This is a genomic window from Vibrio sp. 10N.286.48.C11, from assembly GCF_041469805.1.
In the GTDB taxonomy this organism is placed as follows: domain Bacteria; phylum Pseudomonadota; class Gammaproteobacteria; order Enterobacterales; family Vibrionaceae; genus Vibrio; species Vibrio crassostreae_C.
In genome coordinates, this window is the sequence record NZ_JBFRLK010000079.1 from 20,483 (window position 1) to 41,748 (window position 21,266).

Sequence of the window (21,266 nt, forward strand, 5' to 3'; positions counted from 1 at the left end):
GTCTTTTATCGGTTTTCTAAATCGTGTTTCTAGTAATCTTCTAGATAACCATCGATGAAATCTTCTTCTTCAAGGTCGACCTCTTCAGGTTCAATCTCGGCTTTGAAATCACGACGTTGAATGTAAACATCACGCGTTAATGCATATGGATCAGGAGAGTTATCCAACAGAGCCTCTTGTGACACTAACTGAGCACGTGTTTCCATGCCTTCGAATGCCCACTTGCCTAAGCTAGCCCAGAAGTTCAAGAAAGACAGAGGCACATACATACCATCAACGGTTTCAGTCACTTCGCGCGTTGTTACTGGGCCATAACCCGGTACCATGAAGTACGGACCATTCCCTACCCCGTAATGACCAATCGCATCAGAGAACGACTTATCATCGTACTTGGTGATCCCAGCTTCGCTGGCAATATCGATCAAGCCTAACAAACCAATCGTTGAGTTAATCCAAAAACGATTGAAATGGTCGAGTGCTTTTTCACCATTGCCCATAATGAGGTTATTCACCATGCTTGATGGTTCGTCTAAGTTGGCTAGAAAATTGGAGATACCAGAACGTACTGGCACAGGGGTGTAGTCAACATAAGCGAGGGAAACAGGGCGAACTAAATAAGGATCTAGATATTCGTAGTTGATATCCCACATCGCTCGGTTGAAGCCTTCAAAAGGATCATTCGGGTGGAACTCTTCGACGTATTCAGAGGTTTCGAGGTTATCATCGTTAACACTTTCGTCCGGCGCACTTGAACACCCAACCGTTAAGCTTGCGATAAAAAGTAAACTCGAGAGTCTTAAAACACTGACAGACATATCACCTTTTCCATAAGGAATTCAAATAATAAAAAAGGCCAGCAATCGCTGGCCTCAATTGTTTGGCTAAGTCTATACCGTTTATCTGCAAATCGGAATAGCTAACACCTATGCAAAATGATGATTAATATTGCTTATTGATATCAATGGTGACTGGATCGCCCAATTCAACCACTTCACTTTCACCGTACCAATCACCTTCGCGAGTTGAAACGTTGCCGTCTGTATCAAGCCTAGCTCTAACCATCAGAGTTTCAAGGCTAGACAGCTCTTGTCCTTCCAGCATGCTGTTGCCGTCATCTAGCACAACAGTACGAGGGAAAGTCCCTAGTGGGTAACGAGCGGCTGCGATAGGCATTGGAGAACCATCCGCTCTGTGTACTGACACAATTAACACTGAGTTAGGGTCAGCATTCACGTCTGCAGATAGATCGAGCGTTACAGCAACAGTCTTGCCTTGGTCGACACCCATAGTGTCACCCATTTTCTTCTGAGTACTTTCAATACTGCGAGAAAGCATTTCATAGCGACTGTCTTGTGGACCAATCATCTGTTGCATGATGCTCCAGTACTTCACAGCACCCGGGTAATCTTGACGCTCAAATGCATCGAACGCTAGCAGTGAGAACACACGAAGGTCTACGTAATCGTTTTGAATCAAACGGCTCAAAATCAAACGAGCTTGGTTTTGATCCGCTTCATCAGGTGAAAGCATCAGTGCTTGTGCGAAACCTAACTGAACATCTTCATTCTTAGGTTCAAGCTTGTAAGCTCGTTCCATAGAATCTTTTGCTGTTTCAGCGTCGCGGTTAGCCAGTGCAATACGGCCAAGCAGTAACCAACCGGTTGAATCTTTTGGTTGATAGTGAAGACGAGTACGAAGCGCTAGAGTCAAATCTTCAAGTTCATCATCGGTAAGCGTTCCACCTTCTGATGACATTAACTTTTTAGACAACTCAGGAAGGTTCGAACTCACTTCTTGCCAGTGTTGAACCTTATCTAATGCACCAAATTTAAAGTACATACCGTAGGTAACAACCAAAACAAGAATCACTGACGGTACAACGACACCCAGCGTAGATATCTGTGTTCTCTTGATTTTTTCTTGCGTTGGAACGTCATCAAGTAGCGACTGTTTTAAGTCAGCGATCAGTTCTTGCTGGTTATCAACAAGGCCTTCTTCAGCTTCTACTTCTAATTCAACTAAGCGATCTTTATAGAAGGCTTTATTCAACTCATCACGAAGCACTTCATCGTTGTTTTCCTTCTTGTTCAAAAAAGGCAGAACAATCATTAAAATCGCTGCTAGCGAAAGGACAATTGTAGAAATCCAAAATAGAGTCATTACTGTTTATCTCCGTCGTTCTCTTCGTCGAGTAACGCTTTTAAACGTGCTTCTTTGTCTGCATCCCAGTCTTTATTGGACTCTACTGCTTTTGATTTTGACTTTCTGCTTCGTAAAACAATCAAACCAAAACCTAATACAACAACCGAAAACGGACCAACCCATAGGATCGATGTCGCCAAGGTCAGTGGCGGGTTGTACGTTACAAAGTTACCGTAACGAGCAATCATGTAATCAATAATTTCTTGCTCAGACTTGCCATCTTTTGTCATCTCATACACTTTTTGACGCAAGTCGACCGCAAGTTCCGCGTTCGAATCACCAATCGTATTGTTCTGACATTTTGGGCAACGAAGCGTATTGCTCAAATCTTTAAATTGCTGCTCTTGATCGACCGTATCAAACTCATGAAATTCGATAGGCGCCGCCGTTACCGACGCAGAGATAGCGAACGTGGCGAACATTGCTACAAGTGTTTGTTTAATCATTTCGCCTCCTCCAATAACTCTTGGTACATCGGCTGAAGCGTCGATGCCCAGTTGGTTGGGTTCACGTCACCAACATGGCGGTAGCGAACCACGCCGTTAGCATCGATTAGGAAAGTTTCAGGCGCGCCATACACGCCAAGGTCAAGACCTAGCATGCCATTGCCATCAAACAGGCTGATTAAGTAAGGGTTACCCAGTTCTTTTAACCAACCAACCGCTTTGTTGCGATCATCTTTGTAGTTAAGACCAATGATCTTAACACCTTGATCCGCAAGCTTGTTCAGGTAAGAGTGCTCTGCATAACAAGTAGGACACCAAGTCGCCCACACGTTAAGAAGCAGTGGCTCACCTTTAAAGATCGCTTGATCATGAAACTTACCTGGTTGTTCTAAGTCTTCTAGACCGAACTCAGGAACAGGCTTACCAATCAATACTGATTCAAGCTTAGTCGGGTCATCACCCGACTGGTTGCGCATTAATTGCGTTGCAAAGATTCCAGCTAGAACCATGAACGCAATCAATGGAATGAATAAAATCTTCTTGTTCATTCGAATTAAGCCTCCTGCTCTTCAGCCGACTTTTTTGTTGGCTTACGGAAACGGTAACGACGGTCACTGATAGCAATAGCGCCACCAATCGACATGATCAAAGAACCAGCCCAGATCCAACGTACAAATGGTTTGTAGTAGATACGTACAGCCCAAGATTTGTTGTCGTCTAAACGTTCACCCATTGCAATGTAAAGGTCGCGCGTTACGCCACGGTCAATCGCTGCTTCTGTCATCATAGACTTAGCTGTGGTGTAGAAACGTTTTTCAGCGTGGAGCGTGTTGATGTATTTGCCTTCTTTAGTAATTTCAAAGTCAGCAATGTAACCATCGTAGTTAGGACCATCTTTGTCACGAACCCCTGTAAACAGGAAGCTGTATTCTTCAAGCTGGTAGCTTTCACCTGGCGCCAGACGCACATCACGTTCGATGCTGTAGTTTTGCACCATCGCGATACCAATCACTGTCACGGCTAAACCAATGTGACCACACATCATTGCCCAGTGGCTTCGAGGTAGCTTAGTTAGACCTTTCAGGAATGTGTGACGGTGAGTCGCACGTTCATGCAACTCAAAGCCGTGCATGAAGATAATCCAGAACGCCATTACCCAACCAGCAAACGCAGTACCACTGAAGCGGTCGGCCAATAGAGCAACCATTAGCGCACTCAAGCCAAGTGAGAATGCACCTGAAATCAGCATTGGTTTAACAAGCTTAGATAGGTTGTCACGTTTCCAGCGGATCAGAGGACCGATACCAAGCAGGAACGAGAACGGGATCATTAACCAAAAGAACAACATGTCAAAGAATGGTGCACCGATAGATACCGAGCCCAAGCCTAACTGTTTGTGAACTAATGGCAGTAGCGTACCGACTAATACAACGACAAGCGCTGCAATCAATAAGATGTTGTTACCAAGCAGTGCGTTTTCACGAGAAACCAAATCGAAGTTACCGCGAACACGAACCGATGCGCCTTTAACCGCGAACAACAGCAGTGAACCACCAATAACAAAGACTAGGAAACCTAGAATAAACATACCACGAGCAGGATCCGACGCGAATGCGTGAACAGATACCAAGATGCCCGAACGAACTAAGAATGTACCTAGTAAGCTTAGCGAGAATGCAGAGATAGCCAGCAATACTGTCCAAGCTTTAAATGTGCCACGCTTTTCAGTTACCGCTAGTGAGTGCATTAGAGCAGTACCAGCCAACCAAGGCATGAATGAAGCGTTTTCTACTGGATCCCAGAACCACCAGCCACCCCAGCCAAGTTCGTAGTAAGCCCACCATGAACCTAGTGCGATACCTACCGTTAGGAATAACCAAGCTGCGATTGTCCAAGGACGCGACCAACGAGCCCATGCCGTATCAAGACGACCACTCATTAGAGAAGCGATTGCGAAAGAGAACGCAACAGAGAAACCTACATAACCCATGTAAAGCATTGGCGGGTGAATAATCAAACCCGGGTCTTGCAGTAGTGGGTTCAAGTCACGGCCATCTACAGGGAAGAAAGGCAATGTACGTAGGAACGGGTTAGACGTTACGATAATGAACAGCAAGAAGCCGACAGTAATCAAACCCATGATAGCCAGTACGCGAGCCACAGACTCTTGAGGCATACCACGACTAAACGTCGCTACAGCAACCGTCCAACCCGCTTGGATAAGAACCCAAAGCAGTAATGAACCTTCGTGAGCGCCCCAAACCGCCGTAATTCGGTAGTACCAAGGCAGTTGGCTATTCGAGTTACTTGCTACGTATTGAATCGTAAAATCATTTGTGTAGAACGCGTAACACAGGATAAAGAACGAAATCGCTAAGAATCCGAACATACCCCACGACAACGGTCGTGCGCTGTTCATCAATAATGTGTTATTTCGAGCGGCTCCATACAGTGGGAGCACGCTTAGCAGCAATGCAAGTCCCAAGGACAGGATCATCGCAAAATGGCCGATCTCGGCTATCATTGAGCATTTCCTTCTTTTTGTTCAGTCGTGTATTGCAAAGGCTCATGGGTTTTCTTCATTGCTTCCGCAACTTCAGAAGGCATGTACTCTTCATCGTGCTTTGCCAACACCTCAAACGCTTCGATTGTCGTTGCATTTTTAAGAACACCCTGAGCAACAATACCTTGGCCTTCACGGAAAAGATCAGGAAGGATGCCATCGTATAGAATTGTTACTTTAGGGCCTACATCTTGCAAATCAAAGCTTACACGTAGTGATTCATTGTCACGGCTTACAGAGCCGACTACGACCATGCCACCAATACGTAGGCGTTGACCAACTTCAGGTTTCTTACCATCTTTGCCGTTGACCAGCTCAGTTGGTGTGTAGAACAGATCCATGTTCTGGTTAAGTGCGTAAACCATCAATCCAACAGTCGCACTGATACCAAAAAAGATCGCTAAGACAATGCCCAGCCTCTTTTTACGTCTTGGGTTCATAGAGTGTTCTCCATATTTTTTGCTGCATCGATACGAGCTTGACGATCAATCTTAGCTTGTACTTCATTTAGTAATTGCTTACCACGACGAACGCTTACGACCAGTAAAATGATCATCGCGAGAAATGTGATTCCAAATGCACTCCATACATAGGAGGCATAGCCTCCCATGGCAAAGAAATCACTCAAAGATTCAAAATACATAATTACCTACCCTACTACGCTTTTTCAGCCGCAAGCTTGCGAACCCATGGACGGTGACTTTCTTTACTGATGATTTCGTTACGGAAACGAACCATAGTCACAGCACCAAAGAAAAAGGCGAAGCCGAAGATGTTAAGAAGAAGCGGCCATAACATGTCACTTGAAATAGAAGGCTTGTCGAACTTAGTGATCGTCGCGCCTTGGTGAAGTGTGTTCCACCACTCTACTGAAAAGTGAATGATAGGTAGGTTGATGACACCAACGATAGCCAAAATGCCTGCCGCTTTTGCTGCTGTTTTTTGGTCGTCAAAAGCGTGGTGTAGTGCAATCACACCCAAGTATAGGAATAGAAGAATCAGCTCTGAGGTTAAACGCGCATCCCAAACCCACCAGGCGCCCCACATTGGTTTACCCCAAACAGCGCCGGTTAGTAACGCAATGAAGGTAAACACAGCACCAATCGGTGCCATCGCCAGTGCGGCCATGTCTGATAGCCTTACCTGCCATACCAAACCGATAAAGGCAGCAATCGCCATCGACATGTAAACGCCCATAGACCAGATTGCAGACGGTACATGGATGTAGATGATACGGAAGCTATCGCCTTGTTGGTAATCAGAAGGCGCAAATGCAAGCCCCCACACGGTACCGACGGATAGACACAATAGCGCTAGGATCGAAAACCATGGCAAAAGTTTACCAGCAAGCTGATAAGAGGTTTCTGCTTTGGCATAGGGATGGAGCCATTTCCACATGTTGTAATCTCACTCTTACTTCATATTGCTTACAGCTATTAAAGCTATTAAAGCTATAATTATAATAATTTTATTTGTCTTGCTTTCAGTTTTATTGACTCTATGAGTCCAATCGTCACATTTGGTTCACATTGGCTATACGATAACGGAACCCCAATCAGTTCACACTCACTCTAAGTGCGGCACTGATCGCAAAAGGCGTCATAGTCATCGCACCCATTAACATTGCCCCAAGCACCGCCAATTGGCCGTTGTACGCAACGCCCAAAGCCGCAGCGTCAATCGCTGACGTCGCGAAAATCAAAATGGGGATGTAAAGCGGCAAGATTAACAGGCTTAACAGGACTCCGCCCTTCTGTAACCCAACGGTTAACGCAACACCAATCGCACCAATAAAACTCAATGCGGGTGTTCCTACCAGCAAGGTCAACACAACTGAGAGCCATGTATCAAAATCTAAAGACAACAAAACAGCCAATAATGGGCTGATTAAAATCAATGGTAACCCGGTCAACAACCAGTGTGCTATGACCTTGGACAATACTACCAACTGCAACGGGATGGGCATCAGCATCATCTGCTCAAGCGCGCCATCTTGAAAATCATCACGGAAAAGACGTTCTAAAGAGAGCAGTGCAGAGAGCAAAGCGGCCACCCAAACAATACCCGCAGCAATACGCGCAAGTAGGTTTGGCTCAGGGCCGATACTCAAAGGGAATAGAGTTATAACAATGATGAAGAACCACAAAGGGTTAAAGATATCCGCTTGACGTCGAAACGCGATAAGCAGTTCGCGTCGGATAATCGTGGTCATTGAAGAGATCATATTACTCACCCAACTTTATTTTTCTTAGTTTCGGGCTATCAGCAAACATATCTTGGTGTGTGGTTAACAACACAATGCCACCGTTGTCTGCATGCTGAGAAAAAAGAGATTCGAGAACTTTCACGCCCTGCTTATCAATGGCAGTCAGCGGCTCATCAAGAATCCACAACATTTGCTTGCTCAACCAAAGGCGAGCCAACGCAACTCGGCGTTGTTGGCCTGCTGAAAGTTGCCCCGCAGGTACGTCTTCTCTGCCCGCAAGCCCGACTTGAGCCAGCGCGTGATAAAGCTCTTCTTTGCTGGTACCGCCACTGTGAATCGACTGATAAAAGCTCAGATTCTCATAAGCACTAAGCTCGCGCTTTACGCCTGTTTGGTGACCAAGAAAAAGTAAATTTTGATGATAAACATCTCGACTCGATTCAATAGACTCACCGTCCCAAGAGATAGTGCCGTCATCGCGATCGCCTAAGCCAGTAATAATCCTAAGGAGTGTCGTTTTCCCGGTACCGTTACGACCTTCAACTTGAACCAGCTCACCTGGTTTCAATTGAAAAGACAACGATTCAAACAGAATCCTATCGTCACGAATAGCAGTTAAATTTGAGACTTCTAGCATAGGTAAATTTAGTCGAGTAATGAGAGCACTATAGTAGCACACCAACATGGTGACAAAACAGGACTAGGCGTTTTCGATAGAACAAAGTCGGTAAGAAACTGTTACCACCTCATCACAATTTACACATTTTCATCAACAAACAAGATATTGTCGTAGATACAAGCACTTATAAACATCGTTCTATATAGATCGGACAGGCATAAAAAAAGAAGCCGAAGCTTCTTTTAAGAGGAATACGTAATAAACATCAATTGCTCAATACGAATTAAGCGCTCAATTTAACGACGTCGAGGCGGGTCTCTGCGATCGCGAGAGGCATCGGGTTGATCATCGTACGATGAAGGGTTACTTCTCAACGAAGGGATTTTCTCTTTACCAGCAAGCTTGTTCTGCAGAGACATCATCAGCTCAGCTTCTGCTTTGGGTAATTCACATTCTTCAATTAACTCGTTAATCCCAGCGCCAAGCTGAACCATTTTCGTTGCACGTGTGTACAAACGTCCATCGGTATCCGCATGTTCCAGCTCAACAATACGTTCATTCAAATGTTTGATAAGATCTTGTTGTTCAGTCACTTTCTGGCCAAGGCCAACCACAACAGAGCGAACCTCAAGTAATTGCTTACTCGATTTTTGAAGCTCTTTGTCCAAGTTACGAACTTGCAGGCGTGACTGATCGAGCTGCTTTTGAATCGCACGTTTTACTTTGCTAATCAAAATCAGGATAAATAACGTAAAAACCCCAACGCCTGATATCAGAGCGACAGGGCTTAAAGGAAGCGCTTCAAACATTACAGGTGAGCCATCTCATCCCATTCGTCTTCGCTTAGTAGTTTGTTTAGATCTACTAAGATAAGTAGCTTGCCATCTCGGTTACTTACACCTTGGATGAACTTAGCACTTTCATCAGTACCAACACTTGGCGTTGTGTCGATTTCAGAAGAACGCAGGTAAACCACTTCAGCAACGCTATCTACTAGAATGCCAATTACTTGACGCTCAGATTCAATAACGATGATACGAGTGTTGTCTGTGATTTCACCTTGCATCAAACCAAAGCGAGAACGAGTGTCGATAACAGTAACAACGTTACCACGTAGGTTAATAATACCTAGAACGTAATCTGGAGCACCCGGTACTGGAGCAATTTCGCTGTAACGTAGTACTTCACGTACTTGCATTACGTTGATGCCGTAAGTTTCTTCTTCTAGCTGGAAAGTCACCCATTGAAGTACTTCATCATTCGTTTGCTCTTTTCTTACTTCAACTTCACTCATATGAGACATAGATAATCCTCTTGCCGTCGTTACCGACCACTATTATTAACTTGATGCTTATTGTTAGCCCAATGCTTATTACTAGCTTAATGCTTTTACATCTAGCCCTGCGTTTAGCATGGCGATTAATGCTTCAACATGAATCAAAGCACACATTTTTTCTTTTACCATACCAGCGAGCCATGGGCGTTTCCCTGCCATTTCTCGCCAACGTACTTTGTCTGTATTAAGTAGCTCGGTGCCTTTGAGCTCTGTGCCCGCCAGGCCCCACAAGCTCTCTCCAAGCATCACTATATATTGATAGTTTTCTTTGTATTCGTCACCTGATAGTTTCTCAGACATCACCCATTTTGCGGTGTCGACCACATCTAGCTGACTATCACGGTTGGTTTGTAAACCCAAATACCAAGCTGGCTTACCAATGATATGACTTAACTCTTCAAGGCGATGGATGCCGCCAAGCTCATCAAGTGGCACCGCAAAGGTCACGCCGTTTACATCAAAATACAAGACTTGAAAGTCTTCTTTGCGAACCGTACTTTCCCAAGAGGTAAACTGGTCAGCACCTCCTGCTTGAGTTTCGGGTTCAATAACTGTCTCGGGATCAGGAACGTCAAGTTCAGGCTCAACAGCCTTAACTTCTACTTGTTCCGTCTCCAACGATTCAGCTTGTAACTCTTCAATTTGCTGCGATTCAACAGGTGGCTCTACAACAATTGATAAATCGGGTTCTGGAAGATTCCAATCCTGAATCTCTGGCTCTTCGAACACTTGAACAGACTCAACCGCGGCATCAAACATTTGCATGTCAGCTTGCTCGGCAATTTTCTGGGTGTTCTGATCCATCAACTCATCAAGGTTCAGTTCATCAACAACATTGGTCGCCTCTAAACGGCTGAGTAGTTTCTGAACATCCTCAAGGTTAGGAACCTCAAACTCAGCCGCGCGTATTTCTGCGTAGCTAGAGTGGTGACTCGAAAATTGGCGCTCTGGCTCTGGCTCTGGCTCTGGCTCTGGCTCTGGCTCTGGCTCTGGCTCTGGCTCTGGCTCTGGCTCTGGCTCTGGCTCTGGCTCTTCAGATTGTGATTCGTCGCTCGACTCGTCAACAAAAAAATCGTCAGATTCAAAGCTTTCATCGCCTAATAACGCAGTAAAGTAATCATCCAGTGCTTGTTCACTAGAGAGACTTGGCTGCGCCATTGTTGATTCTTTATTCGCGCTCATTTATCGCCAACCTTTCGAGATAAATAAGCAACTGTTTATAAGCAAATACACCACGGCTACCCGATGCAAAATGAGAGGCTGGCAAGCGTTTTAGGCTCGCGTCTCGAAACTTGGTATCAATCGGCACAGCAGACGTCCAAACTTGGTTTGGGTAATCATCTTTGAGCTGCGTTAATGTTTGCAGTGAGGCTTTGGTTCGCTTGTCGTACATCGTCGGGACAATCGTCACCTTAAACGGTGTTTTGCGCGACTTCTGCATAATGGTCAAAGTGCGAATCATGCGCTCTAAGCCCTTCATCGCCAAAAATTCCGTCTGTACCGGAATCAATATACGATCGCTTGCAGCCAATGCATTGACCATCATCACACCAAGAATTGGCGGGCAATCGATCAATACATAGTCATAGTCGTCTTTCAAAGCGGCTAAAGCACGCTTCAAGATCAACCCCATGCCGCTTCGATTTCCCATTACACGGTCTAATGTCGCCAAAGACATGTGCGCAGGGATAATATCGATACCTTCGACTTCTGTTTGTAAAAGCAAAGGTCTTACCGTCTGCACGTTAAACTCACGCAACTGGAACAGATCAAACAGGCTCGATTCCACCGTATCTGAATCGTAACCCAGATAGGTGGTCAGTGATGCATGTGGGTCAGTATCAACCAACAGAACACGGTGCCCCTTCAACGCAAGTAAACCTGCTAGAGTCACGGTCGTGGTCGTTTTACCAACACCACCTTTTTGGTTTGCAACACTCCAAACAATCATTTCGATTTACCTAAGCTAACCCAACTTCGACCAAGATCCTTTCCGCGATACGGTCTAGAGGGAGGTCTTCAGTAGAAATGCCAGCTTTTGCTACAGCTTGAGGCATACCATATACAACACAGCTATCTTCGTCTTGTGCCCAAATTGTCGAGCCCGCAGTTTTCAACATACGCGAACCTTCTCGACCATCTGCGCCCATACCAGTCAGGATCATAGACAACACTTTGTCGCCGTAGATCTTCGCTGCAGAGCCGAATGTGACATCCACACAAGGCTTGTAGTTCATGCGGTCGCCGCCATCGATAATTCTTAGACGTGCAGACCCTGCGCGGCCATCCACCATCATCTGTTTACCACCCGGAGCAAGATACGCCACGCCAGGTTTTAACACATCACCGTCTTGCGCTTCGCGAACTTCAATCTTACACAAGGTGTTCAATCGGCTCGCAAAAGCAGCAGTGAATGTTGCTGGCATATGCTGAACTAACACAATTGGGTGTGGATAGTTAGCAGGGATGCGAGTCAAAATCTTCTGTAGAGCAACAGGGCCGCCAGTCGACGTACCAATTGCTGTTAATTGATACTTCTTACCTGACGCTCTGAATTTCGCCGTAGATGCAACCGCAGGCTTCGCTGTCGAAGTCGAAGCTGCTGTTGAAATCGGCTGGCGCAATGGCGTAGCTGTTGAAGTCGTTGCTGTCGCTCTCGGCGTAATAGGAGCACGGCGCATAAACGCACGCTTTGCTGCAATCTGAATCACACGTTGTTGAAGTAATGCAACAGCATCATCACGGTTACGTGCGATGTCTTCAAACTTCTTAGGTAGGAAGTCTAGAGCACCTGCGTCTAACGCATCTAACGTTGCTCTCGCTCCATCATGCGTCAACGAAGAGAACATCAAAATAGGCGTTGGAGACGCTGCCATGATTTCACGAACGGCAGTTATGCCGTCCATGACAGGCATTTCGATGTCCATCGTGATTACGTCAGGTCTTAGCTGTTTCGCTTTCTCAACCGCTTCTTTACCGTTTACTGCTACATCAATGACTTCTAGGCGAGCCTCTGAGTTGATGATCTCGCTAACGCGACGACGAAAGAAACTCGAATCATCAACGACTAATACTTTAATCGCCATATTTATCCTTAAATTAAATTCTTGACGCAGCTGCGTACTGCTTCAACAAGTCCGGCACATCTAGAATCAATGCAATGTGTCCGTCACTTGTAATTGTCGCACCTGCCATTCCTGGCGTGCCTTGCAGAAGCTTATCAAGCGGCTTGATCACGACTTCTTCTTGACCGATAAGCGTATCGACAACAAAACCAACACGTTGGCTACCAAGTTGTACGATAACAACATGGCCGTGCCCTTTACGCAGCTCAACAATACCCGCTTTAGGAGCAAGCCAGTTTTGCAAGTAGAACAACGGAATAGACTTATCGCGAACGATAATCGTCAGCTGGCCATCAACCACGTTTGTGCGGCTTAAATCTAGGTGGAAAATCTCGTTAACCGATGCCAATGGCAATGCAAATGGGTGACCTGCAACACCGACCATCAAGGTTGGTAGAATCGCTAGGGTTAGTGGAACCTTGATGGTGATCTTGGTGCCCTGTCCCATTTCTGAATCAATATCAATAGAGCCGTTCAGTGTGTTGATCGCTGTTTTCACAACGTCCATACCCACACCACGACCAGAGATATCCGAGATCTGCTCTTTGCTTGAGAAGCCAGGAGCAAAAATCAGGTTAAAACACTCTTTATTTGATAAGCGAGACGCTGCATCTTCATCCATCAGGCCACGTTTAACCGCGATAGCACGAAGCTTATCAGGGTCCATACCGCCACCGTCATCAACGATAGCCAGTTCAATGTGGTCACCTTCTTGAGAGGCAGACAGAATCACTTTACCCGTTTGTGATTTACCCGCAGCAACACGGTCGTTTGGCATTTCAATACCATGATCGACAGAGTTTCTCACCAAGTGAATCAGGGGATCAGCAAGTGCTTCTACTAAGTTTTTATCAAGGTCCGTTTCTTCGCCACGCATTTCAAGAACGATGTCTTTCTTCAAGCTACGAGCAAGGTCACGGACAACTCGTGGGAAGCGACCAAATACTTTCTTGATCGGCTGCATACGAGTCTTCATTACCGCACCTTGAAGGTCTGCAGTAACAACATCTAAGTTAGAGACAGCTTTCGACATTTCTTCGTCGTTGCTGTTGAGGCCTAGGCTGACTAGTCGGTTACGCACCAATACCAGTTCACCCACCATGTTCATGATGGTGTCCAGTGTTGATGTATCAACACGAACTGTCGCTTCAGCTTGTTGCTTCTTAGCCGGCACTTTAACTTCAGCTTTTGCTGGAGCGCTCGGTTTTGGCTCAGCTTTAACGGCAACTGGCGCAGCAGGTTTAGGCGCAGCTTGAGGTGCTACTGCCTTAACTTCTGCTGGCTTAGTCGCGGCATCCAATTCTTCAATCGAAGGTCCATTACCTGAGCCATGTAGTTGGTCAAGTAACTTCTCGAACTCTTCGTCAGTCATCAGATCATCGCCTTCAGACATCGCCGAAACAGGTGCTGCTGGCGGCGTTGGCGGTGGAGGAGGCGTTGAACTTGCCGCTGTCGGGCTCTTACCCGCACCGTGCAATTCATCTAATAACTTTTCAAATTCGTCATCAGTAATATCACCACTGTCAGCAACAGACTGAGGTGCAGCGGGTGCTGGCGGCGGTGTTGGTGCAGAAGGCGCTGTTGGTGAACCACCTTTACCGTGAAGCTCATCAAGCAAGCGTTCAAACTCATCTTCAGAGATATCATCGACTGAAGATGCATTGATGTTTGAGCTTTCAGCAGTAGGTTCCGGAGCAATAACAGGCTCAGGCGCTGCAACAACAGGTTCAGGGATAATAGGTGCAGGCGCTTCTACTGGTGCCACTTCATCCGCAGACTCTGGTTTACAGAGACGGTGAAGTTCATCCAATAAAGATTGGTCGGCTGGCACTAAAGGTTCCTGATCTTGCACGGCGCGAAACTGTACATTGACTGTATCTAGCGCCTGCAGCATGGTATCCATCAAACCTGATGTTACGCTGCGTTGGCCGTTTCGCAGAATGTCGAACACATTCTCAGCACCATGACAAGTATCCACCAGCTCAGTTAATGCTAGGAAACCAGCACCACCTTTTACTGTATGGAAACCACGGAAAATAGCATTTAATAGGTCTTTGTCGTCAGGGTTATTCTCAAGCTCTACCAGTTGTTCTGATAGGAGTTCAAGGATCTCTCCTGCTTCGACTAAAAAGTCCTGAAGAATATCTTCGTCTAAATCGTAGCTCATACGTTACCTTTAAAATCCAAGACTGGATAACAAATCGTCGACTTCATCTTGAGATGCGACAGCGTCTTCGCGCTCTTCTGGGTTCATAATTGGACCTTCAGGCGCAATCGATGCTTTCTTCTCTGACTCTGGAGTTGGCTCTTTTTGATTCGCACCGAATACCGTGAGAATCTCGACCAAACGTCCTTCCACCTCATTCACCAAGGTAATAACTTTGCTGATTATCTGCCCAGTTAAATCTTGGAAATCCTGAGCCATCAAGATTTCAGTCAATTGTCCGCGTAGTTCAGTACTGTCGCCTTCTACTTGGACAAGCAATCCATCAATGCGGTGACATAAAGCTTTAAATTGTGCCAGCTCAATGCGGCCATGCATCAGTTCATTCCATTGAGGCCTTACTTGAAGTAAACACTCGTGTAGGTTGTCTGCAATTGGCATACAACGATCGACGGCGTCCATCGTCTTATTTGCCGCAACTTCCGTTTTATCAATGACATACTGAAGGCGATCCCTTGCGTCAGGGATTTCATCATTTGCGATAACGCTGATGCGCTCATCGAAATTGAATTGAGTCAAAGAGTCATGGAGGTCGCGAGTCAAACTTCCTATTTCTTGAAGCATTGGATTGTCTTGAAGACTAAAATTGTCTTCATAAATGCTTCTAACAAGAGAATCAGCATCTTGCTGCTTATCGTTCTCAAGCAGCTCTACTAATTTTTTTGCTTGTTCTAATGAAATCATCCTGAGTTCGGCCTTACTCCGCATACTTTGTGCGCTTAGGCTATCGAGATAAACAGAGATCTTATCGGTCAGTGTTTGCCTAGAAGTGCCTAAAACTTATTGATGCTTATAAGCGATCAAAAATCTTATCAAGTTTCTCTTTCAGCGTTGCAGCAGTGAAAGGCTTCACAATGTAACCATTAACACCCGCTTGCGCTGCTTCGATGATCTGCTCACGCTTCGCTTCCGCAGTGATCATAAGCACTGGAAGGTGCTTAAGTTCTGCGTCTGCGCGAATGTGTTTAAGCAGGTCAATCCCTTGCATGCCTGGCATGTTCCAGTCAGTTACCACGAAATCAAATTCGCCTTTTTTCAGCATAGGTAACGCGGTCAAGCCATCATCTGCTTCTTGAGTGTTGTTGAAACCTAAATCGCGAAGTAGGTTTTTAACAATTCGGCGCATCGTTGAAAAATCATCAACAATGAGAATTTTCATGTTTTTGTTCAAATTAGCCTCCACTGAATAGGATCAGTGTTGTTAGTCGTTCTGTGTCCAAGCACTTAACTTAGTGCGTAAACGCTGCATAGATTGGCTCAGTATTTGGCTGACACGAGATTCGCTGACACCTAACACTTCCCCAATCTCTTTTAAATTGAGTTCTTCGTCGTAATAAAGCGAAAGCACAAGGCCTTCCCTTTCCGGAAGTTGTTTTATCGAATCGATCAAAGCTTGGCGGAATGACTCATCAGCAACCCCTTGAAAAGGCGTATTATCTTGAGAGTCTTCATTCGGAGATATTACATCATCTGAGACGCCTAAATCTTCAATTCCAACCAGTCTTGAGCAATTAATGTCAGTTAAAGCACTGTGATACTGCTCTAAACTGAGCCCCATGTGTTTTGCCACTTCGGCATCACTCGGGTCGCGGTTGAGGATACCCTCTAATTCCGCAATTGCACTGCTGATTTCTCGATTATTCTTATGAACCGATCTCGGCACCCAGTCCCCACGGCGAATGTCATCCAACATTGCCCCGCGAATCCGAATACCAGCATACGTCTCAAAGCTTGCGCCTTTGGTACCATCATAGTTTTGTTGCGCTTCAATCAAGCCGATCATGCCAGCTTGAATTAAGTCATCAACCAATACATTAGGCGGTAATCGCCCCAACAAGTGATGAGCGATACGTTTAACCAACACAGAGTACTTCTCAAAAAAAGCCTGTTGGCTATTGTGATTAGCGTGTTGGTCGTAAGTAAGCGCTTTATTCACCAAATGGTTCCTCTATAAATTCAGTACGATTCAGCAGCCTTTCAACAAAGAACTCCAAGTGTCCGCTCGGTGTTTTTGGTATTGGCCAGGTCAAGGCTTTGTTAGCCAAAGAGCTGATTGCCAATGCAGCTGGAGAGCGAGGAAACGCATCGACTACGATTTTCTGTCTCTTGACTGATTGACGTACTTTATCATCTAAAGGAATACATGCTACGAGTTCGAGGCTCACATTCAAGAAGCGCTCTGTGACCAAAGTCAACTTTGCAAATAATTCTCGGCCTTCGCGGTAGCTTCTGACCATATTTGCAACAACTTTGAATCGCTGAACTTGGTGTTCTCTGCTTAAAAGCTTAATCAAAGCATATGCATCCGTGATCGAGGTAGGTTCATCACATACCACGACAACCACGTCTTGCGCCGCTCTTGAGAAGCTGATCACCATGTCCGAAATACCGGCTGCGGTATCAACCAACAAGATATCCATCTCGTCTTCAAGCGAACCGAATGCGCGAATCAAACCAGCATGCTGTGCGTGTGAAAGTTCAGTCATGCTTTGAGTGCCCGATGTCGCTGGAATAATTTTAATTCCGTGCGGCCCTTCGACAATCGCATCCTTAAGTTCACATTCGCCAGCCAACACATGCCCAAGGTTTCGTTTAGAACGAATACCTAGCATGATATCGACGTTCGCTAGTCCTAAATCGGCATCTAGCACCATGACTTTTTTGCCTTGGCGCGCCATGCAAATAGCCATACCTAACGTCACATTAGATTTACCAACGCCTCCCTTACCACCGGTTACAGCGATAACTTTTGTGAGTGAAGGCTTGGTTAAGCGACGGAGGCCGCTAGCTTGGTCATGTATCATATTTTCATTCATATTTATCCGCCGCCTAGAGCCCTTCAGAATCGCTATTCCAGTAATGAGGTTCATTCTCTGTAGATTTTTCTAATAGCTCATTAGCCTTAGCAATCATGTACTTTGGCTGAGCTATAACGATATCTTCAGGAACTCGTTGACCATTTGCTATGTAAGCAACTGGTAATGCATTTTGTATTACGACACTGATGAATTCACCTAGACTTAGGGATTCATCCAGCTTAGTCATGATGCATCCCGACAACGGGATTCTTCTAAAGTGTTCAATTGTTTCTTGCAGCACTTTGCGTTGCGCGGTTGCAGGCAACACAAGGTAGCTATTGATAACGGAACCACTCTCTTGCATCAATGTGTCTAACTGCTCAGATAGGCGAACATCTCGTTGTCCCATGCCTGCAGTATCGACCAGAATCAGGCGACGATTACGTAACTGATATATTACATCGGCCAGTTCGCTAGAATCTTTAGCAACTCTTACAGGACAACCCATAATTCGGCCGTAGATCGATAACTGCTCATGTGCACCTATACGATATGTGTCAGTTGTCACTAGTGCGACGTTATCAGCGCCATATTCCATGGCAGCACGTGCAGCTAGCTTTGCAACAGTCGTTGTTTTACCCACGCCGGTTGGGCCAAGTAGAGCCACAATACCGCCGCGTTTTAAAATATCTTTTTGTGTAACGGAGATTTGGTCAGCAACCAGAGCTAACAGAGCCTTCCATGCACGTGCAGGTTTAGTATCTTCAGGAATGTAGCAAGCCATTTGATCGGCAAGCTCTGCAGATACACCCATACGTTCAAGGCGCTTAATAAGCATGGCTCTCAGTGGTTCACGGCGCTCAACTTCTTGCCACATCAACCCAGAAACTTGATGCTCTAACAGACGACGAATTGAGGTCATCTCTTCGCGCATCGTTTCCATTTCAGTATCAGAACCTTTGGACTGAGTGTTCTCTCGACCACGATCATAACGGGTAGGATCCAAGCGAGGTGTCGGGCGCTCTACTCTGCGGTCTTCAGCAATCAACTTAGACAAACCCGTTTCACGAGCAAATGCAGAATCAAGATTTCCGTGAGACTGTTGGTTACCGTGAGATTGCTGATGGCCATGAGACTGCAAATTGCTTTGAGTCTGATGACTATGAGGCTTATGGCCCGTGCTTGATTGGCGATTGAGCAATGCTGACAATGAATCTTCATTTTCTGCACGATGCTGTGGCTCATCATCGGCGCCATGACTGTATTGCTTAAGCATATTCGCAAAGCGCTTAGTCATTGAGCGTCCACCTTCAACATTCGACTGTAGGCTAACCTTGTCATCGTCTAGTTGACGTCGCCCAGCAGGAGCTGCGGGCGCGGCCATTTGCGTATATTGGCTTTGTGCAGGCTGCTGAGGTTTATTTAATCTCTGGCTCGCTGTCGACGGGCTGGATTCGCCATCAATAGCGGCAACAATTTCCACGCCACCTGCGACCTTTTTGTTAGACATGATCACCGCTTCTGAACCAAGTTCTTCTTTAACTTGGAGCAGAGCCGTTCGCATATCTTTTGCAAAAAATCGTTTAATTTTCAATTCGATTGTCCGTTCTAATTAGGCGGCTTAATTACCAACAGCTTGTACTATACGTATCTGCTTTTCGTCCGGTATTTCTTGGTAAGACAAGACTCGCAAGCTTGGGATCGTGTTCTTCACGAACTTAGCCAGAGTCGAACGCAACACGCCAGAGGTCAATAGTACCGCGGGCTCACCTTTCAGCTCTTGCTCTTGTGTAGCGTGGCTGAGAGAGGTCTGTAAACGTTCGGCTAAACCAGGTTCAATACCAGCAGATTCTCCGCCGGATGCCTGCATGGTTTGATGCAAGATTTGTTCCAGCTCAGGAATCAAGGTTATCACTGGTAACTCGGGCTCTATACCATTGATTTCCTGAACAATTAATCGTTTCAATGAGATGCGAACCGCCGCAGTAAGTATGTCAGGTTCTTGACTCTTACCTGAATACTCCGACAAAGTTTGGACTATGGTTCGAATGTCACGAATTGGAATCGCTTCATTCAGCAGGTTCTGTAGCACTTTCACAACCACACCCAACTGCAATTGATCCGGTACAAAACCTTCCACCAGCTTAGGTGTTGAGCGGCTGAGCATCTCAAGTAAGTTCTGAACTTCTTCGTGGCCAATGAGCTGCGATGCGTTGTTGGTTAGCAGCTGGCTAAGGTGTGTCGCCAGTACTGTAGAAGAATCTACAACGGTATAACCTAGAGCTTGTGCGTGTTCACGCTGCTCTTCACGAATCCAAACCGCTTCAAGGCCAAAGGCAGGGTCAATCGTCGGCTCGCCATCGATCATGCCATAGACTTGGCCCGGGTTAATCGCGAGCTCCATGTCTGGCTTAATCTCAGCTTCACCCACAGCAACACCCATCAGGGTAATACGGTAGCTGTTTGGTGTCAGTTCTAGGTTATCGCGAATGTGTACCGCTGGGATCAAGAAACCAAAGTCTTGAGACAGCTTTTTACGCACACCTTTAACGCGTTCAAGCAATTCACCACCTTGGTCTCTATCAACCAAAGGAATTAAACGGTAACCCACTTCTAAACCAATAATATCGACAGGTTGAACATCATCCCAAGAGAGCTCCTTCTGAGAGCCTACTTCTCCATTCGCTTCAACTGTCGCCGGAAGGTTAGGCTCTTCCGCCTTCTTCTTGTTCTTTTTATCGATGTAATACGCCCCCGCGCCTGCAACGATGGCAAGGCTCAAGAACGAGAAATGTGGCATACCCGGAACAATACCCATGATGCCAAGGATGGCGGCGGTGATCATCAAGGCTTTTGGATTGTCGAACATCTGGAAGACAAGTTGCTCACCCATATCTTCATCAGTATTTTGGCGCGTTACCATCATCGCAGCTGCAATAGACAGTAATAGAGATGGAATTTGTGCAACCAGACCATCACCGATAGTCAGTAGCGTGTAGATTTCGATTGCTTCACCAAAACCAAGATCAAACTGAGCCATACCAATGCTCAAGCCACCAATGATGTTGATGAATAAGATTAAGATACCAGCGATCGCATCGCCTTTAACAAACTTAGAAGCACCGTCCATCGAACCGTAGAAGTCAGCTTCTTTGGTGACTTCAAAACGTCTCAGACGCGCTTGGTCTTGGTCGATCAAACCTGCGTTCAAGTCGGCATCGATTGCCATCTGTTTACCCGGTAAGGCGTCTAACGTGAAACGCGCGCTTACTTCCGAGATACGACCCGCACCTTTGGTTACAACCATGAAGTTGATGATCATAAGAATCAAGAACACCACTAAACCAACCGCGTAGTTACCACCGATAACCACGTTACCGAAGGCTTCAATCACGTTACCTGCCGCGTCGCCACCTTCGTGACCATGGAGCAATACCACACGTGTCGAAGCAACGTTCAAGGCCAATCGAAGTAGAGTCGCAATCAGCAGGACGGTCGGGAATGCAGCGAAATCTAAAGGCCTGCGGGTATAAACCGATACCAATAGCACAACCATAGACAGTGCAATATTGAAGGTGAAGAACATATCCAACAAGAAAGCTGGAATGGGCAACACCACCATAGCAAGCGTTGCAAGTACCATAACAGGTGCACCAATCGCAGGCATGGCACGGTTAGGGATTTTAGGTAGCTTGTCCACAAAAGGCAGGGAGAATTTCATAAATCTAGACAGTTTCGCTATGTTGT

22 protein-coding genes are annotated in these 21,266 nt (G+C 46.0%); all 22 read right to left on the bottom strand.

The features are described 5' to 3' along the window. Window positions 1-29: 29 nt before the first annotated feature. A complete protein-coding gene (locus AB4209_RS17915; protein WP_372056762.1) occupies window positions 30-815 on the bottom strand; it encodes a VacJ family lipoprotein in 786 nt (261 codons plus the stop codon). A gap of 124 nt (window positions 816-939) precedes the next feature. Continuing rightward, complete coding sequence (gene ccmI / locus AB4209_RS17920; RefSeq protein ID WP_372056764.1) at window positions 940-2,160, bottom strand: c-type cytochrome biogenesis protein CcmI; 1,221 nt, start codon at window positions 2,158-2,160, stop codon at window positions 940-942. Continuing rightward, the gene (locus tag AB4209_RS17925) at window positions 2,160-2,648 is read right to left on the bottom strand and encodes a cytochrome c-type biogenesis protein (protein WP_017084526.1); all 489 of its coding nucleotides are present in this window, start codon (window positions 2,646-2,648) and stop codon (window positions 2,160-2,162) included. The genes ccmI and AB4209_RS17925 overlap by 1 nt, the downstream gene beginning before the upstream one ends. Then, entirely contained in the window at window positions 2,645-3,196 is a 552-nt protein-coding gene (locus AB4209_RS17930) for a DsbE family thiol:disulfide interchange protein (RefSeq protein WP_372056766.1), read from the bottom strand. The genes AB4209_RS17925 and AB4209_RS17930 overlap by 4 nt, the downstream gene beginning before the upstream one ends. A 5-nt stretch (window positions 3,197-3,201) precedes the next feature. Next, the gene (locus AB4209_RS17935; RefSeq protein WP_017060654.1) at window positions 3,202-5,172 is read right to left on the bottom strand and encodes a heme lyase CcmF/NrfE family subunit; all 1,971 of its coding nucleotides are present in this window, start codon (window positions 5,170-5,172) and stop codon (window positions 3,202-3,204) included. Further along, window positions 5,169-5,651: a cytochrome c maturation protein CcmE gene (gene ccmE, locus AB4209_RS17940; RefSeq protein WP_017064106.1), complete on the bottom strand. Its 483-nt coding sequence runs from the start codon at window positions 5,649-5,651 to the stop codon at window positions 5,169-5,171. Before ccmE ends, AB4209_RS17935 begins: the two co-directional genes overlap by 4 nt. Continuing rightward, complete coding sequence (gene ccmD / locus AB4209_RS17945; RefSeq protein ID WP_009848525.1) at window positions 5,648-5,854, bottom strand: heme exporter protein CcmD; 207 nt, start codon at window positions 5,852-5,854, stop codon at window positions 5,648-5,650. Before ccmD ends, ccmE begins: the two co-directional genes overlap by 4 nt. A gap of 14 nt (window positions 5,855-5,868) precedes the next feature. Further along, window positions 5,869-6,609 (bottom strand): heme ABC transporter permease, encoded by a 741-nt coding sequence (locus AB4209_RS17950; RefSeq protein ID WP_017064107.1) that lies wholly within the window; start codon window positions 6,607-6,609, stop codon window positions 5,869-5,871. Window positions 6,610-6,766: 157 nt separating this feature from the next. Then, on the bottom strand, window positions 6,767-7,435 hold the full coding sequence (gene ccmB / locus AB4209_RS17955) for a heme exporter protein CcmB (RefSeq protein ID WP_017060658.1): 669 nt from the start codon (window positions 7,433-7,435) through the stop codon (window positions 6,767-6,769). 1 nt (window position 7,436) lies between these two features. Next, window positions 7,437-8,054, bottom strand: coding sequence for a cytochrome c biogenesis heme-transporting ATPase CcmA (gene ccmA, locus AB4209_RS17960; protein ID WP_017060659.1), 618 nt, complete (start codon window positions 8,052-8,054; stop codon window positions 7,437-7,439). A gap of 278 nt (window positions 8,055-8,332) precedes the next feature. Further along, a complete protein-coding gene (locus AB4209_RS17965; protein ID WP_017066369.1) occupies window positions 8,333-8,845 on the bottom strand; it encodes a DUF2802 domain-containing protein in 513 nt (170 codons plus the stop codon). After that, window positions 8,845-9,339, bottom strand: coding sequence for a chemotaxis protein CheW (locus AB4209_RS17970; protein WP_017064109.1), 495 nt, complete (start codon window positions 9,337-9,339; stop codon window positions 8,845-8,847). Before AB4209_RS17970 ends, AB4209_RS17965 begins: the two co-directional genes overlap by 1 nt. 72 nt (window positions 9,340-9,411) lie before the next feature. After that, window positions 9,412-10,554 (bottom strand): chemotaxis protein CheW, encoded by a 1,143-nt coding sequence (locus tag AB4209_RS17975; protein ID WP_372056768.1) that lies wholly within the window; start codon window positions 10,552-10,554, stop codon window positions 9,412-9,414. Further along, window positions 10,541-11,323: a ParA family protein gene (locus tag AB4209_RS17980; RefSeq protein ID WP_017071206.1), complete on the bottom strand. Its 783-nt coding sequence runs from the start codon at window positions 11,321-11,323 to the stop codon at window positions 10,541-10,543. Before AB4209_RS17980 ends, AB4209_RS17975 begins: the two co-directional genes overlap by 14 nt. A 10-nt stretch (window positions 11,324-11,333) precedes the next feature. Continuing rightward, window positions 11,334-12,458: a chemotaxis response regulator protein-glutamate methylesterase gene (locus AB4209_RS17985; RefSeq protein WP_017071205.1), complete on the bottom strand. Its 1,125-nt coding sequence runs from the start codon at window positions 12,456-12,458 to the stop codon at window positions 11,334-11,336. Window positions 12,459-12,471: 13 nt separating this feature from the next. Beyond that, window positions 12,472-14,664 carry a chemotaxis protein CheA gene (locus AB4209_RS17990; RefSeq protein ID WP_017064112.1) on the bottom strand — a complete coding sequence of 731 codons (2,193 nt, stop codon included), beginning with the start codon at window positions 14,662-14,664 and terminating at the stop codon, window positions 12,472-12,474. Window positions 14,665-14,673: 9 nt separating this feature from the next. Further along, the gene (locus tag AB4209_RS17995; protein WP_372056770.1) at window positions 14,674-15,405 is read right to left on the bottom strand and encodes a protein phosphatase CheZ; all 732 of its coding nucleotides are present in this window, start codon (window positions 15,403-15,405) and stop codon (window positions 14,674-14,676) included. A 106-nt stretch (window positions 15,406-15,511) separates the two neighbouring features. Beyond that, window positions 15,512-15,880 carry a chemotaxis response regulator CheY gene (cheY, locus tag AB4209_RS18000; RefSeq protein ID WP_016767062.1) on the bottom strand — a complete coding sequence of 123 codons (369 nt, stop codon included), beginning with the start codon at window positions 15,878-15,880 and terminating at the stop codon, window positions 15,512-15,514. A gap of 42 nt (window positions 15,881-15,922) precedes the next feature. Further along, complete coding sequence (locus tag AB4209_RS18005) at window positions 15,923-16,657, bottom strand: RNA polymerase sigma factor FliA (protein WP_017060667.1); 735 nt, start codon at window positions 16,655-16,657, stop codon at window positions 15,923-15,925. After that, window positions 16,650-17,537 carry a MinD/ParA family protein gene (locus AB4209_RS18010; protein ID WP_017060668.1) on the bottom strand — a complete coding sequence of 296 codons (888 nt, stop codon included), beginning with the start codon at window positions 17,535-17,537 and terminating at the stop codon, window positions 16,650-16,652. The genes AB4209_RS18005 and AB4209_RS18010 overlap by 8 nt, the downstream gene beginning before the upstream one ends. Before the next feature lie 13 nt (window positions 17,538-17,550). After that, a complete protein-coding gene (gene flhF / locus AB4209_RS18015) occupies window positions 17,551-19,113 on the bottom strand; it encodes a flagellar biosynthesis protein FlhF (RefSeq protein ID WP_029235190.1) in 1,563 nt (520 codons plus the stop codon). Window positions 19,114-19,140: 27 nt separating this feature from the next. Further along, a complete protein-coding gene (gene flhA, locus AB4209_RS18020; RefSeq protein ID WP_017064115.1) occupies window positions 19,141-21,240 on the bottom strand; it encodes a flagellar biosynthesis protein FlhA in 2,100 nt (699 codons plus the stop codon). Between the last annotated feature and the right edge of the window lie 26 nt (window positions 21,241-21,266).